Origin of the sequence: Vibrio sp. NFR, from assembly GCF_027587095.1 — a bacterium.
GTDB classification, from domain to species: domain Bacteria; phylum Pseudomonadota; class Gammaproteobacteria; order Enterobacterales; family Vibrionaceae; genus Vibrio; species Vibrio harveyi.
The window spans coordinates 1-15285 of sequence record NZ_JAPPTN010000011.1 but is presented as its reverse complement, the minus strand read 5'-3'; the positions used below and the strand labels follow the sequence as shown (position 1 = coordinate 15285).

The window sequence follows — 15285 nt, the reverse complement described above, 5'->3', positions numbered from 1 at the left end:
CGCGAGCATTAGATAGTTAGCGCAGTTTCTCGATACATTGATGTGTGCAGAAAGTGACTTTCCGTTCGGTCCTGATGCGTTGGTTTTTAAAATCAAAGGGAAGATGCTCGCCATTCTAGCCGAGTGAAATGGGAGAGAGTACGTAAGCGTTAAAGTAACGCCTGAAGACGGGTTAGTACAAAATTTGTGTGAACGCTCATATGATCTTGTGGTCGCCAAATTAACCAAAGCTCAGCGTATTTCATTTGGATATCAGTAAGATAGTTTGTTATTGCTCACAGATATTCGGCTTATTATCAATATCAATAAACAAAAACTCGCACCTTTAACTCGCACCGACTATATAAATGTTATGGTGATGTTAAAGGTGAAGTTATGCGTGCACTCTCTGAATGGTTAGAAGCTTACGGTGAAAGCCATCAAAATCCAATCAACCAGAAAATTCATAAAGTTGCTGTCCCTGGCATCTTTCTTTCTGTCGTCGGGTTGATATGGTCCATTCCGCAGATTCCTTTGTTTGGGTTCAATCTCAATTGGGTATGGCTGGCGGCGTTACCAGCTTGGATCTTTTATTTCCGACTCTCACTAAGCGTATTTATGATGATGATCGGCTACACGGTTGCGTGTATTGGCTTGATATGGTCAATGGAGATACTCGGTTGGCCGGTACTCCACATCTCAATGCTGCTATTTGGAATCCTTTGGATATTCCAGTTTATCGGGCACAAGATAGAGGGGAAGAAGCCCTCGTTTTTCGAAGATATTCAGTTTCTTTTGATAGGACCAATCTGGGTCTTTCGTAAACATTAAAAGAAAGGTCTGTTTATCAGATTCGCGACTTAGGCTGTGCTACCATCCTGCTGCTTTGAAACACCCAGAGGTATGAGGTGTAGAGCAGTAATGAGGTTGCCACATGAGTGCAGATCAGCATTTTCAAGGTCAGTTTGAAGTCGAATTGAAATACCGTGTACAAGATAAACAAGCTTTTTTAGCAGTGTTGAGTGGTTTAGAACATGAAGTCATGTTTGAAGACAATCAAGAGTCTGATTGGTTCTACGACACGCCAGAACGCAAACTCAGTCATGAAGGAAAAAGTCTGGTAATCCGAGAAATCGAGCCGTCTGGTATCAAACTTTGGATTGTCAAAGGACCGGAAGAGGATCGCTGTGAAGCCACCGATATTACTAAGTCACATGCTGCCAAAAGTATGCTAGGAAACATGGGCTACGAAGTGATTCTTCAAACCAAAAAAGTACGCAGCATTTACTTTATCGGCTCATTCCATATTACTCTCGACCATCTAGAAGGCATTGGGCACTTTGCGGAATTCGCCATTATGACCGATGACGAAAGTTCACTTGTTCGTTATAAGCAAGAGTTAGAAGCGCTTGCGGCACGTTTTGGTTTGGATGAGTCGAACAAGGAGTTCCGTTCATACAAGCAGATGTGGCAGTCTAGGTAAAATTCACGTCATTTCTTATTGGTCTGACAAGCAACTCCCTCCAACAGCACTATGATTAGAAGTAGTGCGTAAGCAATGCGCCTAAGCCCATTAACAAAATAGGTAACCATTCGCGATAGTGTCCGTGACAATGTCACGAACTTGGAGGGGCAATGTACAACCGCGAGCACAAATACGTGTATTGGCGAGAAGAGCGCAAGAAAGGCAAGTGGCACTATATTATTAAGTCTTTCTTGATGATCTGCTGTGCGTTGCTGCTTGGCAAAGTCATTGGCTTGTTTATATTCGGTGAGCTGCAAACCTTTAAAGACATCACGGAGCAGTTTCCTGCGGATTTATTTATCGTGATGCTGGTGGGCTTTCCGATTAGCGTGATAGGTTGGTATCACGAAGAGTCTAAATTTTTCCGTGCTCTAAAGCGTCGAAACAAGAAGTTTAAAGCTCGATTAGAAAACCGCAAAAAGAAGAAATAAGACCGTTTGATAACATACCCAAGTAACCTCGAATCAATGACAACACTCTAAACTCCGCATATCAAAGTCACTTGGACGTAAACCGTAAGATTCAATTTTCGCGGCATTTTTGATGGCAACTTTCATTTCAACGTTTCATTCTTTCGTCTTGTCTCATCTCCATTCAATTAGTGTTTAACCATCTCCCATTTTTGTCTGTTGCTCGTATCGCGTGAAATTGTGCGCTTGATGGCATTATTTATTTCTGATTGCGATGCGGTGCTACTTTCATGATTTTTGCCAAGATTCTTTGAGCGTCTCTTTGCTAAATTTTTGCAAAGAACATCCTAAACAGGAACGGCAATGGATAAGAAAATCATGTTACACAGCCAACAGGTGTACTTCTGCAATGATGAAGCGTTGGCAGCAATGCAAACTGAATGTCTAGAGACCTTATACGACTACAATCAAACACGTCCTTCGGAGGGAGAGAAGCGCTCTAACATATTGAATCACTTGCTCGCATCGGTTGGAAAGAATTGCTACATCGAACCGCCATTGAGAGCTAACTGGGGCTGCCATACTCACCTAGGTGACAATGTTTACGCTAACTTTAATCTGACTTTAGTTGACGACACTCATATTTATATCGGCGATCATGTCATGATTGGACCGAATGTCACCATCGCGACTGCTGGGCACCCAATTGATCCGGAACTAAGGCGCGACATCGCTCAGTTTAATATCCCAGTTCATATTGGTAATAACGTTTGGATAGGGGCGAACTCGGTGGTATTACCGGGTGTGACAATCGGCGAAAACTCCGTAATTGGCGCGGGGAGTGTCGTGACAAAGGATATCCCAGCTAATGTTGTTGCGGTTGGCAATCCTTGTCGAGTATTACGAGAAATCGGCGAGCACGATAAAGAGTTTTACTTTAGAGATCGTAAGATTGAGCAAAACATGTTTAATGGTTAGCCCGTTACATGAACATCGTTTGAGCATTTCGGAAAAGCGGGCAGGTCGGTATTACTCGACCTGCCATGGCGCTAAAAGACAAAGTTCACCATGATGGTGTACATGTTTGCATTATCATCCTCTGGTGTATCGACGAATGCGCCAGATGCATTGCGATAAGCTTTGAAGTGTTGCCATTCTGCATTGAGTGACACATTGTAGTGAAGATCGTATCTCACACCAAGTAGGTAGCTGTCCCCAACCTTGTGCTCGTGGTCATCAAACTGCTGACCATAAGTCACGTAAGGGGTAAATTTGTTCAGGTTATACGCGCCTTGAGCGTACCAAGCGGAAGCGATATCGTTGGTTTGACCTTCGACGGTTAGCGTGAAGGCATCAAACTCGTACTCAGCACCTAATGAATACAATTTAATGCTCTCATTTTTCAACTTATCAGTGTATGACGGAAGAATAATGATTGAGCCATCAGGCGCTTGAACCGGGAAGTTAGTTAACTTGGTTTCTTGGTCATAGTTCGAATCCAAATACGTGAAATTCCAACGATAGTAATCGCCACTTAAGATGAAGTTAATACCGTACATTTCATTGGTCTTGAAGGTGAGCTCAGTACTATCATTGAAGTCGACCGTACTTTCATCGTGGAAGCCGACAAATGGTGTAGTCGTCAGTGTCATGCTGTCATTGATGTCATAGTTCCACAAGAATGAAATGCCGTTAAACGCGGTGATGCCTAAGATACTGTCATAAACTTCATTTGGTGGGCGAGCAGGGGTAAATGCGTGTCCGACATAGTAGTATTCAGAGGCTAAGAACACGGGCATTCTTAGACGACCGCCACGAAACTCAATATTGCCATAGGTATAGGCGAGGTAAGCCCACTCTAGTTGCGGGTCACTCCAATGGTCTTGCGGTCTTTTCACCACCTGCGCGGATGCTTTAAACGCGTCGTAGTAAAAATCCAGTTGAACACCTAATGTGGTGTCACAGTCATAACAGTTTTCGTCATCGATAAAACGATTCACTAATACTGGCGTTTTGTTGTCTGTTGTCGCCCATGAGGTTGAGCCAAAGCCACTTAACGATAAGTTATCGGTGAGTTCGATTGCTGCCAAGCTCGGGAAAGCGACGCTACTTAGTGTTGTTGCCGTGATGGATGCGATGAGTGTTTTCTTCATATTATTTCTCCGAACTTACAACGTAGAGGATTTGAGCATTTGAAGGAAGGCTACTCACTGGTGCATACCCAATGCGGTTAGGCTTTTCTTTCATCCATTCTAAAAGGGCTTCCATACTGGAATTATCAATGACTTTCGGTGGGCGAGCTTTACCTGAAAACGACAAGCTAGCCCAGTGCGCATTCATTTGCGCCGCGTTTTTATTGAGTAAATAACGGTAGAACTCTGAACGTTCAGATGACGCATCCGGCCAATCAGACAGTTCGATTCGCTTACCTTGTAAACGCTTGGTTTTACCACGATACAGTTTTCTCGCTTTGGTTATGTTGAGCTCATCAAAATTAGAGTCGAGGGAAAAAATCGCATAGCTATCGGCTGCGAGAGCTTCACTATCGAACGACATCAGCAAAGCAAAAGCCATCAAAGCTGTAGAGAGCGATTTGAGAACGTTATTTTTAGCTATAGAGAAGTGGGTATCCATACTATTACCCCTTAAATGACGCTTTCAATCTGGTGCAGAAGTTTTTCTTTTCTGACAGGCTTCGGTACGTATGCATCCATGCCAGAGTCGTAGCAACGCTGGATATCATCGTCCACAACACTTGCTGTCAGTGCAATAATCGGCGTTTTGGGTAATCCCGAATTTTTTTCGTAAGCACGGATTTCTTTAGTCGCTTCGAAGCCGTCCATTACAGGCATCATGCAATCCATCAAAATGATGTCGAAACCGTTATCTTGTTGAAACATATCAACGGCGATCTGACCATTTTCGGCAATCTCAAACTGATACCCAGCTTTACTCAGCAATAACGAGGCAACTTTCTGGTTCACCGTATTATCTTCTACAAGCAAAATGCGCTCAGAACGACTTGGAAGCGTATTGATAGAGGTCGGTTCCGGTTTATCTTGCGGTTTAGATTTCGCGCTAATGCCAGTACCAGAGAAGGCAGACGATACGTTGTCTTCAACGATTGGAACAGCCGTCGCTTTTGCTAATTTCTCTTTCAATATGTTGGCTTTGAAAGGTTTCGGTACGTAATCATCCATGCCAACATCAAAACACTTCTGAATGTCGTCATCGACCACACTTGCCGTTAACGCGATAATTGGGATCTTCACACTGCGATTTTGTTCGTGTTCCAGCTGTCGGATTTTCTGCGTGGCCTCAAATCCATCCATAACTGGCATCATGCAATCCATAAGAATCAAGGAGTATTGATTCTTTTTGAACATCTCGACCGCTTCTAGTCCATTTGCTGCTAGGTCAAAAGTAAAACCCGCTTTGGTTACATGCAAACCTGCGATTTTCTGGTTTACGGTGTTATCGTCGACCACCAAAATCTTACTTTGCGACGGTTCTGATGTACCCACCACTGCTTGTAAATTTGCTTGGTTGAATTTGGTCTCGCAATTTTCAAGCGCTTTGACCAGACGTTGCCCAAGAAGAGGTTGCGTAATGATGGCACTGACACTTTCACCAAAATCAAATTGGTCACTATGAAGGTGTTTAACCAAGCATAAGCGGACGTTCTGCGATTCAAGCTTGTTGAAGTGATCTTCGCTTTCCATTGCAGCATTTGGTCGAGTTTCAGCGTAGATAACAATGATGTGCTCATTGTCATTAATCCATGTTGGTAAACTATCTAAACTCGTAACCGATTGGTGAACAGCGATACGGTAGAAGTTCAATTCATCACGAAGCGTTGTTTCCATGTTGGTGTCGTCGCAGACCAACCAAATTTGTCCATAATTTGCGGTGTGTTTTGCATCAAAGTCGAGTTGAACAACAGAAGGGTTCAGTTGGAAGAAGAAGCGGCTACCTTTGCCTTTTTCTGATTCAAGTTGAATTTGCCCACCCATTAACTCAACCAGTTGAGTGCTGATGGCTAAGCCCAGCCCAGTACCGCCAAATTGGCGGGTAGTGGAGTCATCTTCTTGTGCGAATGGTTCGAAGATCTTTTTCTGTTGTTGCTCATCAATACCAATACCGGAATCTTGAACAGAAAACTCCATTACGGCATTTGAACCAGAAACAACATGAGTTGTAACAGAGAGGAGCACCGTTCCTTTATCAGTAAATTTAACGGCGTTAGACATAAAGTTCATTACGACTTGGCGTAAACGGTGATCGTCGATCATTAAGCGGAAAGGCGTGTTGCGGCTGATGTTTACTTTAAGGTCGATGCCTTTCTCTTTTGCTTTTGGTGAAACGATAGAAGCAATATCGTAAATGGATTCACGCACACAGGTCGAGTGCGGACTGATCAATAACATACCTGATTCAATCTTAGAGAAATCGAGTATGTCGTTAATCAAGCTAAGTAATAGTTGGGAGGACGTTTCAATCGTATCAACATAGTCGCGCTGTGTTGCGGTTAATGATGTATCAGATAGCACTTCAGAAATACCAATAACGCCATTAAGAGGGGTGCGGATTTCATGGGACATGTTGGCTAAGAAGCTGCTTTTCGCTTTGCTTGCTTTAATTGCATCGTCTTTTGCGCGCTCTGCGTCTTCTTTCGCTTGAGTTAATTTAACCTTGGCTTGTTCTCGTTCATAACTGAGTCTCTCGACTTCTTGGGCAAACTTACTCAGTTCGTCTTTACCTTTGACTAATTCGACAAGGGGGGATTCTTCGCTGTAACTGTCACGACGTAAGAACTCAAGAACCAGTTGAAGATTACTGGTTACTTTTCGAACCAAACGCACGGCTAAGCTCACGACGAGAATTGTCATGACTGACATGACGCTAATGAACATCAGTCGTTGTTGGTTTGCCGCGGAAATGGCATGTTCTACGTCTGCTTGCAATTGCTCCGTCATTTTGTTGTCGACCGCCTTAAGCAGAGCGAGTCGACCGTTTAGAGCTGTTAAACCAGCTGCGATTTCTTGTGGTGGAAGTGTACTAAGTGCTTCTTCATTTAAAAGGAAGCTTCTAAATTCTTGACTGCGTACAAAGACGTCATTGGTGAAGGTTTCAATAAGCAATTCAACTTGCTGTTGGTTAGCGTTTAATGTGACGAAGCGTTCTAAGAACAGTTGCTGATTCTTAACTAAGGAGTCGATCTCGCTGCTGACATCTACGTCATAGCTTTGATTTTGTTCAATAGAGTAAATCAAATATTGACTGAGCAGGTTTTCTTCTTGAGACCAGAACATTAACCACTCAATTTGCATCAATGCTGAAAGGTGAGCTTGAATTTCAAAGGTTGCATCATTGAATGGCACCTTTTCTAATGCCAATAAAATCTGTTTGTAGGTATCTGCACGCCACTCTGCGATATCGAGACGCTCGTCCATGTCGGTGGCTGCCGACAGAGAGAGGTTCGCTTCTTCGAGGCTAGAAAGAAGGTCTTTCATCTCAGCGCCTTTATCCAAGAAAATGCCATTGGCACCATTGCTGAGTGATTGAGTTACCGATTTTATTTCTGTTTCAACATCGGTAACTTCAGTGTTATTCGGCAAATTATAGAGATAAGAGACTTTGTCCATATAGTCAGAGAACAGTTGCGCTTTCTCAAGATCTTGCGCTTGGCTAGATAGTCGATGAACTTGCTGTCCGGCTAGAAAGAGAAGCAAAATGATGGGTAAGAAAACCAAGCTAAATAGCTTGTGTTTTACCGATAGGTTATTCCATGAAAACGATCCGACCACTGTGCACGTCCATATCCAATAAGTTGATATGAAAAGTGTAGGCTAACTATCTCAATTGTTAGAAATTCAGCACAAAAATTCGTACTTTTGCCATATGAAAACTGTGACACCTGCGACAAAAGTTCGATTTGTTAAGGATATAAAACTTTAAATCTATCAATAAAAACTGCGTTTCTCATTCAGTGAGAATTATTCAATTTACTGATATTTATAAACAAAATTCATTTGTTGAATGATTAAAATGTTTTGTCGTCAAGACTACTAAAATGTCTGTTTCGATATACAGGGGTGAGTATAATTGGCGGATTTTCTTGCTGGTGAGACCGTAGTGTAAACGTACTTGTATTTTTTAAAATCTGTACGCCAACATTCAAGGCCCATGAGCTGGAAAAAGGCTTAAATAAACCGCTAATCGATGGCAAATAACAATAACTAAATCATGAACGTATCTCGAAGTCTTCAGTCAGTCACCCTGCGTTACACTGTCCCAATAGTGTTGATAGCACTCTTTACTAACTTTACTTATTGGGCGTATCAACAAGTTGATGAGGCGAAAAACCTAGCTCGATACCATGTAAAATCGGCGGAGATCAACCTAGGAACCATCGTCGATGGATACCGCGATTTACTACGAGCAATGAGCAAAGACGAACACTTCATCGAACCCGATATTACGTTGCAAGAACGGGCAAATCGTGCGGTCCCTTACAAGCAAGCCTTTGAGCTTGCGGGTATTGGCTTTAGTGATGGAGTCGGGAACATGGTGAGCACGCACAACAATAAGGTGCACTCCATCGCTCATCGAGATTACTTTCATCAAGTGATTCGCAGTAAAAAAGCAGTGATGACCGACGTTCTCACTGATATCTCAAACGGCAATATCGTATACGTGTTATGTCGCCCTATGTTCGATGAATTGGGAGACCTAATGGGTACCATCTCAGCTTCTATTCATTTTAGCGAAATTCAAACCGCGCTCCAAAGCGATAGCGAAAATGATATCTACAGCGTTTTGCTGGACGAAGATCTGAATATCATTAGCCACTCTAAAGATGAGTTCTATGTAGGGGTAAACTTATTCAACTACGGTTATGAGAAGCTGTTTGATCGCGAAGGGAATCTGAAAGCACTTACCGGGGCAAATAATGGGGGATTCTTTACTTACAGTTCGCCATTTGATCTATCTTACGTTGAATTCACTAAAGTAGATGGAACACCTTGGATTCTGTTATCCAAAGCTAAGTTCAGCAGTTTGTTGGGTGAAGGCACCATGATGTTTGGTGTGAATGTTCTCATGATCATTGCTATTTACGTTGTGATTGCTCGTATGATGGGGAAACAAGTGGTTGGTTTGACCCAGCCCCTTGACCGATTTTTAGAAGAGAGCCAAGTTGTGTTCAACGACACGTCCATGGAGCTAAAGGAACATTTTGAACAAGTTCTTCAAGCAAGTCGGAATGGTGTTTTTTGCTCACGAAGTGGCTTGCTGACTCGTGAATACTTCTTGCGTGGCGCTGAAAAGTCACTGTCGCTCAGTAACAGTCCTAAAGCATGTATCTTCTTTGATATGGACAACCTGAAGTTTATCAACGACACCTATGGTCATATGGCTGGGGATAAAGTGATTGCGTTGTTTGTGGCAGTCTTGCGAGAACACTTTGCTCACAAACGAGACCTCATCGGTCGTTTTGGTGGGGATGAGTTTGTTGTTCTAACTCAAGAGTTTAATAGTAAGCGAGAGCTAGAATTAAAGTTGGATCAGTTTCTTCACCAACTCCAAGCAACCGCAGACCGTTTAGGTATTGATATTAATCTAACCGCGTCGATTGGTGTTGTGATGACTGAGGATGTAGAGCGAGATATTGAGACGCTTCTCCATTGCTCAGACATGGCGGTGTACCGCGCAAAACAACTAGGGAAGGGGCGCTACAAGTTTTACCACTCATCTATGATTGAAGTACCTTTGGTCAGTTCGGTGTAGAAAGCCCAAACGAAAGCCAGCAATGATATCTTGCTGGCTTTTTTGTTATTGCTTGAGATGGTTACCTAACAGAGTGGCTTTAACTATTAATTATTAACTATTAATTCTTAGGTAGCGTTGTGAAGATAGTCCATTCTTTCTCGACTTCACCTTTGTATCCGACCACGGTTGCGGTTACACGGCGATTGAGTGCATGGCTTCTTTCATCTGTCCCTTGAGCAGCAAGCTTGGTTTCACCAAAGCCGACGATTCTTAGACGATCTGGTGATATCCCATTTTGAATCAGCTCGTTGCGAACGCTTTCTGCTCTGCGTTTCGAAAGGGCAAGATTGTATTCATCCGTACCAGTGATACTGGTGTAACCTTGCAGTTCAATTGACGTTGTTGGGTACTCTTTAAGGAAATCAGAAAGGTCGCTAATTTGCTGAGCAAAGACAGGGTTGATTTCAGAAGAGTCGTTAGCAAATAGAACTCGAATCTGCATTTCTTGGGATGATTTCGCGTATTCCCCACAGCCGTCGTTATCGATCAAAGAGCCTTCTGGTGTTCCAGGACACAGGTCTCGTGCATTAATAACACCGTCTCTGTCATCGTCGATTAAGTCAGCAATCTGGTTAGCTGTCGGTGTTTCCATGTATTCGTATTCATCACCGGTTACTCTGTTTGAATTAGAGCCACTACAAGCGGAAATCAAACCAACCATGAAAAAAATAGGTATTACTTTCATATTAATACTCCACTTTCTCTAGCCACTCTCGTGGTATATCGATACGCAAAGAGTTAAGCAGTTGACCGGTTGCGTTCATTACGCGGTATTTTGCGTATTGCTCAGCATATTTGGCATCCAAGTAGTCCTTACGTGCTTCAAACAGCTCATTTTCTGTGTTGAGCAAATCGAGTAGGGTACGCTTACCAATACGATATTGTTTCTCGTAGGCAATGACTGTTTTTGCGGCTGAATCTACGTGATCGGATAGGAACTCTTTTTGCTGCAGCGTAAGATCCAATGCGCTCCAAGACAGCCTTAAACCTTCTTCAACATTTTGATATGCACCTTCACGAAGGTCTTTTGCTTTATTGAGTTGGTAAGCGAAGTTTTCAGAGTTCGCTGCGTCGCTACCACCGTTGTAAAGGTTATAACGCAATCTGAGCATAGCCAGTGTTTCGTCGCTTCTGCCTTTTAGACCGTCCGCATCATCACGCCAAGTCTGAGAAGCTTCAATTGAGATGGTTGGGTAGTTAACGCCCTTAGATTGTTTGTACTGGAACTTTGCGGAATCCACATCAGCTAACGCAACTTGGATGACTGGGTGGACTTCAAATGCTAATCCGATTGCTTCGTCCACGGTGTAAGGAAGGAAGTTTTCATCGGCACGTGGAAAGATCAAACCTTGTGGTGTTTGACCCACTAAACGAGTGAACATGGTATGAGAATCGAAAAGGTTGTTTTGTGCAGCCGCCAAGTTACCGTGCGCTTTCGCTAAACGAGCTTCAACTTGCGTTAAATCGGCAGTCGATCCAATCCCAGAATTTACGCGCTTTTTAATATCTGCGTAAATTTTCTTATGCACTGCAAGGTTGTTCTCTGACAGCGTTAATATTTCGTACGCTTTCACTGAGTCTAAATAAACTCTGGTTACTTCTAACGCGGTGTCTGAAGCGTCAGCGAGTAGTTGAAACCTTACCGATTCAGCATCTGCTGCAGTTCGGTCCATATCATTCAGTGTTGCGCTGCCATCCCATATGAGCTGGGTTAAAGTGATGGACGCTTCCTTTCGTGTTAAATCCGTGTCTCCACGGCTCACTTCTTCAGCCGGGTCAATCCCTTCATAACCGATGCCCGCATCCAAGTCTATGGATGGTAAATATGCTCCAGATGAGGCTTCGTTGATGTATTTACGACTGTTGAACTCATTGAACGCACTCTTGATGTCTGGGTTATTCTTCAACGTGAGCGCTACGGCTTGCTCTAAAGTTTGACCGAACACGGGTGACGTCAAAATGAAACTGCAGCAGCAAGCTATTTTTAGTCGATTCCATTTCACAGTGGTTCTCCTAGAAAATTTGTATAGCTTTTTAGTTATTTCATCTCAAGATTGAGACGAAACATCACAAATAACAGCTTATCGTCGATGAATTAATCAACATTCTGTTAACCCTAGGCTTTTATTCAGAAAATCCAGTGATCTGCCTAATAAAACCTTAGCACATATGAGCCAGAGTGCTCATTTGGTTGGCAGCCTTTATCAGAAGAAAAGCTTGAATTCTTAATATCATAGCGTCCTACAACCTGTTTCGCGCCTAAAGTAAAACGATCCCCGCCTATGGAACTCGTTCCCATCTCGTTGTCGCCATATACAAAGAAAACACGATGATTTTGACTAAACTATAGTCGTATTTGTTGGGGTGACAAACTTTTGACAACTTGAAAGCCTGGTGGGGTGATTTATGGATCGAGTAACCTTTAGCTCGCTTGCGAGTAATATCGTAGTTATTGGAATTGACGGGGAAATTAGGACCTTAGAACCAGGTCAGGTCCCTGCATCTGGGGAATTGGTTATCACTGAAGTGTCTGACACTTCTCAATTGAATTTCGAACAAATAGCCCCTGATGGCAGCTCAATTAATGTAACGGACGATATCACCGCACTAATTGAGGCAATCGCAGCCGGGGAAGACCCTGCACAGCTTGAAGGTGACTTTGAACCTGCAGCGGGTGAAAGCGATGGTTCGAGTCCACAGTCGACTGGAGCAATTGATCGTACAGGCGCAGAGGCCCTTGCTAGTACGGATTTCGAAACGGTCGGTACAGCAATACCCCTATCAGAAACTCAAGAGCTTTCGTTGCTTGAGTTTATCAACCAACAAATAATTATCCCTGCTCAGGTTATCGTTCAGGACATATCCAGCCCGACAATAAACGAAGGTGATCAAGCGTCTTTTGAAGTCACTCTCGACCAGCCCACACAGCAAGAGACTGAGGTGACATTATCCCTTAGTGATGATTCTGCGACAGGAGGAGCTGATTACGACAACTCGGTTATTACTATTACTTTTGAAGATGGAAGTACGGATCAAATAAATGTCGGAGAAGATGGGACGTTTTCTGTTTCAATCCCCATTGGAGATGAGTCGTTCGTAATCACGGTGGATACGATTGATGACGACGTATTTGAAGGAAACGAAACCTTCACATTGAGCGGTGGTACGGAGAGCCAACCTGAACCCGTTACAGGTGTGGCAACAATAACAGATGATGGCACTGGTCCGGGGGAAGAGCCTGATGACGATCGACCGACCGTTACTTCTGTAAGCGATACAACCGTAAACGAGGGTGAGGAAGCTGTGCTTGAGGTAACGCTTAGCAACCCGAGTACGTCAGAAACGACGGTGAACATGACGTTATCTGATGGAACTGCGGAGGGTGGATTAGATTACACAAACACTTCCGTCACTATTACGTTCGAGGATAACAGCACTCAGATTGTTAATGTAAACCCAGACGGTAGTTTTGCTGTCACTGTCCCTGCGAATGAGGTTAGTTACAATGTCACGATAAATACAATAGACGATGATTTGTTTGAAGGAACGGAGACGTTTACGTTATCGGGCTCAACAGAGAATCAAAATGGCACAACGTCAGGAACGGGAACCATCGTTGATGACGGTTCTGGTCCCGGTCCCAATCCGGATGACGATAGACCGACAGTTGCATCTATTAGTGATACTACGGTTAATGAGGGCGATTTAGCCATATTAGATGTGACGCTTAGTAACCTAAGTACGACCGATACTGTGGTCAGTATGAATCTGGCTGATGGTAGCGCTGAAGGTGGAATAGATTACACCAACACGTCTGTTACGATTACTTTCGAAGACAACAGCACTCAAGTCGTAAACATCAATCCAGATGGTAGCTTTGATGTATCCGTGCCAGCGAATAATATAAGCTACAGTGTCACTATTAGTACGACTGATGACGACCTCTTTGAAGGCTCAGAAACATTTACTTTGTCTGGAAACACTGGCAATCAAGCGATTCCTCAAATGGGAACAGGGACCATTATTGATGATGGTACTGGCCCGGGACCTGACCCTGATGACGACCGTCCAACGGTATCCATTAGCGATGCGGGAGTTGTTAATGAAGGTGATACGGCAAACTTCGTTGTGTCTCTAACTAATGAAGCTGATTCTCCAGTCCAAGTAGAACTAGGTCTTGATCTTGGTGATACCGAAACGGGCGATCTTGGCGTCCTAGAATACAACACTGGTTCAGGTTGGGTTGCCGTTCCAAACGATGGTGTAGTTACGGTACCTGCGGGATTAAGCGAGTTTGATGTTCGCGTTGCTACTATTGATGACGAAGTGTTTGAAGGTCCTGAAGAGTTCAGTGTTAGTGTGACAGGTTTGGACTCAGTTCAAGGTTCTGATTCAGGTAGTGCAACGATTGTCGATGACAATACTGGTCCTAGTCCCGATCCGGATGACGACCGTCCAACGGTATCTATCAGTGATGCAGGTACGATTAACGAAGGCGATACCGCTAACTTCGTTGTCTCGTTAACTAACGCTTCTGAAGCCCCAGTTGAAGTTCAACTCGACCTTAATCTCGGTGACACGGAAACAGGTGACCTCGGTACTTTTGAGTACAACACCGGCTCTGGTTGGGTAGCTGTTCCTGTCGATGGCGTAGTGACTGTGCCAGCAGGGTTAACTGAGTTCAATGTACGAATTGCATCGATTGATGACGAAGTTTATGAAGGTCCAGAGAACTTCACGGTAGACGTAACAGGTCTCGGTCCTGTCCAAGGCACTGATACGGGTAGCGCAACCATTGTTGACGATGGTACGGGCCCTGACCCCGATCCGGATGATGACCGTCCAACGGTATCTATCAGTGACGCTGGCACGATTAACGAAGGCGACACCGCCAACTTCGTTGTCTCACTGACCAATGCCTCTGAAGTGCCAGTGGAGGTTCAGCTCGACCTTAACCTTGGTAACACGGAAGCTGGCGATTTAGGCGCACTTGAATACAACACCGGCTCAGGTTGGGTTGCAGTGCCTGTCGATGGCATAGTAAGCATTCCTGCTGGTATGACTCAGTTCGATGTACGAATCACTTCTATTGATGATGAAGTCTACGAAGGTCCAGAGAACTTCACGGTAGACGTGACTGGTCTCGGTCCTGTCCTGGGCACTGATACGGGTACCGCAACCATTGTTGACGATGGTACGGGGCCAGAGCCTGAGCCAGATGATGACCGTCCGACGGTATCTATTAGTGATGCAGGCACGATCAACGAAGGCAACACCGCTAACTTTGTTGTCTCGTTAACTAACGCTTCTGAAGCCCCAGTTGAGGTTCAACTGGATCTTAACCTCGGTGATACCGAAGCAGGCGACCTCGGTACTCTCGAATACAACACCGGTTCAGGTTGGGTAGCCGTTCCTGTCGATGGCGTAGTGACTGTGCCAGCAGGCTTAACTGAGTTCGATGTACGAATCACTTCGATTGATGACGAAGTCTACGAAGGTCCAGAGAACTTTACGGTAGATGTGACCGGTCTTGGTCCTGTC

11 protein-coding genes and 1 pseudogene are annotated in these 15285 nt (G+C 44.1%); 7 read left to right on the top strand and 5 right to left on the bottom strand.

Annotation, left to right across the window (positions count from 1 at the left end; translation table 11 throughout):
* Positions 1-40: 40 nt before the first annotated feature.
* The 5 genes and pseudogenes from OH463_RS19125 to OH463_RS19105 all read left to right on the top strand — a co-directional run bounded on the left by OH463_RS19125 (position 41) and on the right by OH463_RS19105 (position 2892).
* A pseudogene (locus tag OH463_RS19125) lies at positions 41-259 on the top strand (MmcQ/YjbR family DNA-binding protein).
* Between the two features lie 116 nt (positions 260-375).
* A complete protein-coding gene (locus OH463_RS19120) occupies positions 376-810 on the top strand; it encodes an Mpo1 family 2-hydroxy fatty acid dioxygenase (protein WP_005445940.1) in 435 nt (144 codons plus the stop codon).
* A gap of 103 nt (positions 811-913) precedes the next feature.
* A complete protein-coding gene (locus OH463_RS19115; protein ID WP_047516717.1) occupies positions 914-1462 on the top strand; it encodes a class IV adenylate cyclase in 549 nt (182 codons plus the stop codon).
* A gap of 152 nt (positions 1463-1614) precedes the next feature.
* A complete protein-coding gene (locus OH463_RS19110; protein ID WP_005445937.1) occupies positions 1615-1935 on the top strand; it encodes a hypothetical protein in 321 nt (106 codons plus the stop codon).
* Positions 1936-2277: 342 nt separating this feature from the next.
* Positions 2278-2892 (top strand): sugar O-acetyltransferase, encoded by a 615-nt coding sequence (locus tag OH463_RS19105; RefSeq protein ID WP_005445935.1) that lies wholly within the window; start codon positions 2278-2280, stop codon positions 2890-2892.
* Between the two features lie 71 nt (positions 2893-2963).
* Here OH463_RS19105 and OH463_RS19100 read toward each other — a convergent pair whose 3' ends face one another.
* From OH463_RS19100 to OH463_RS19090, 3 genes are read right to left on the bottom strand one after another with little or no spacing between them, the layout of a single operon-like run.
* Positions 2964-4067, bottom strand: coding sequence for a porin (locus OH463_RS19100; protein ID WP_005445933.1), 1104 nt, complete (start codon positions 4065-4067; stop codon positions 2964-2966).
* A gap of 1 nt (position 4068) precedes the next feature.
* Positions 4069-4548: a hypothetical protein gene (locus OH463_RS19095; protein WP_005445931.1), complete on the bottom strand. Its 480-nt coding sequence runs from the start codon at positions 4546-4548 to the stop codon at positions 4069-4071.
* A gap of 11 nt (positions 4549-4559) precedes the next feature.
* Positions 4560-7721 (bottom strand): response regulator, encoded by a 3162-nt coding sequence (locus OH463_RS19090; protein WP_269992130.1) that lies wholly within the window; start codon positions 7719-7721, stop codon positions 4560-4562.
* Between the two features lie 439 nt (positions 7722-8160).
* On the opposite strand from OH463_RS19090, the gene OH463_RS19085 reads away from it, so the two are divergent.
* Positions 8161-9702, top strand: coding sequence for a diguanylate cyclase (locus tag OH463_RS19085; protein WP_269992128.1), 1542 nt, complete (start codon positions 8161-8163; stop codon positions 9700-9702).
* Positions 9703-9802: 100 nt separating this feature from the next.
* Here the strand turns inward: OH463_RS19085 and OH463_RS19080 are convergent, their stop codons facing one another.
* Both OH463_RS19080 and OH463_RS19075 read right to left on the bottom strand, forming a co-directional pair.
* A complete protein-coding gene (locus OH463_RS19080) occupies positions 9803-10429 on the bottom strand; it encodes an OmpA family protein (RefSeq protein WP_005445925.1) in 627 nt (208 codons plus the stop codon).
* Between the two features lies 1 nt (position 10430).
* Complete coding sequence (locus OH463_RS19075) at positions 10431-11747, bottom strand: TolC family outer membrane protein (RefSeq protein ID WP_026138255.1); 1317 nt, start codon at positions 11745-11747, stop codon at positions 10431-10433.
* Positions 11748-12150: 403 nt separating this feature from the next.
* On the opposite strand from OH463_RS19075, the gene OH463_RS19070 reads away from it, so the two are divergent.
* Positions 12151-15285 (top strand): Calx-beta domain-containing protein (locus tag OH463_RS19070; RefSeq protein WP_333482792.1); only part of this gene is annotated, 3135 nt, incomplete at its 3' end.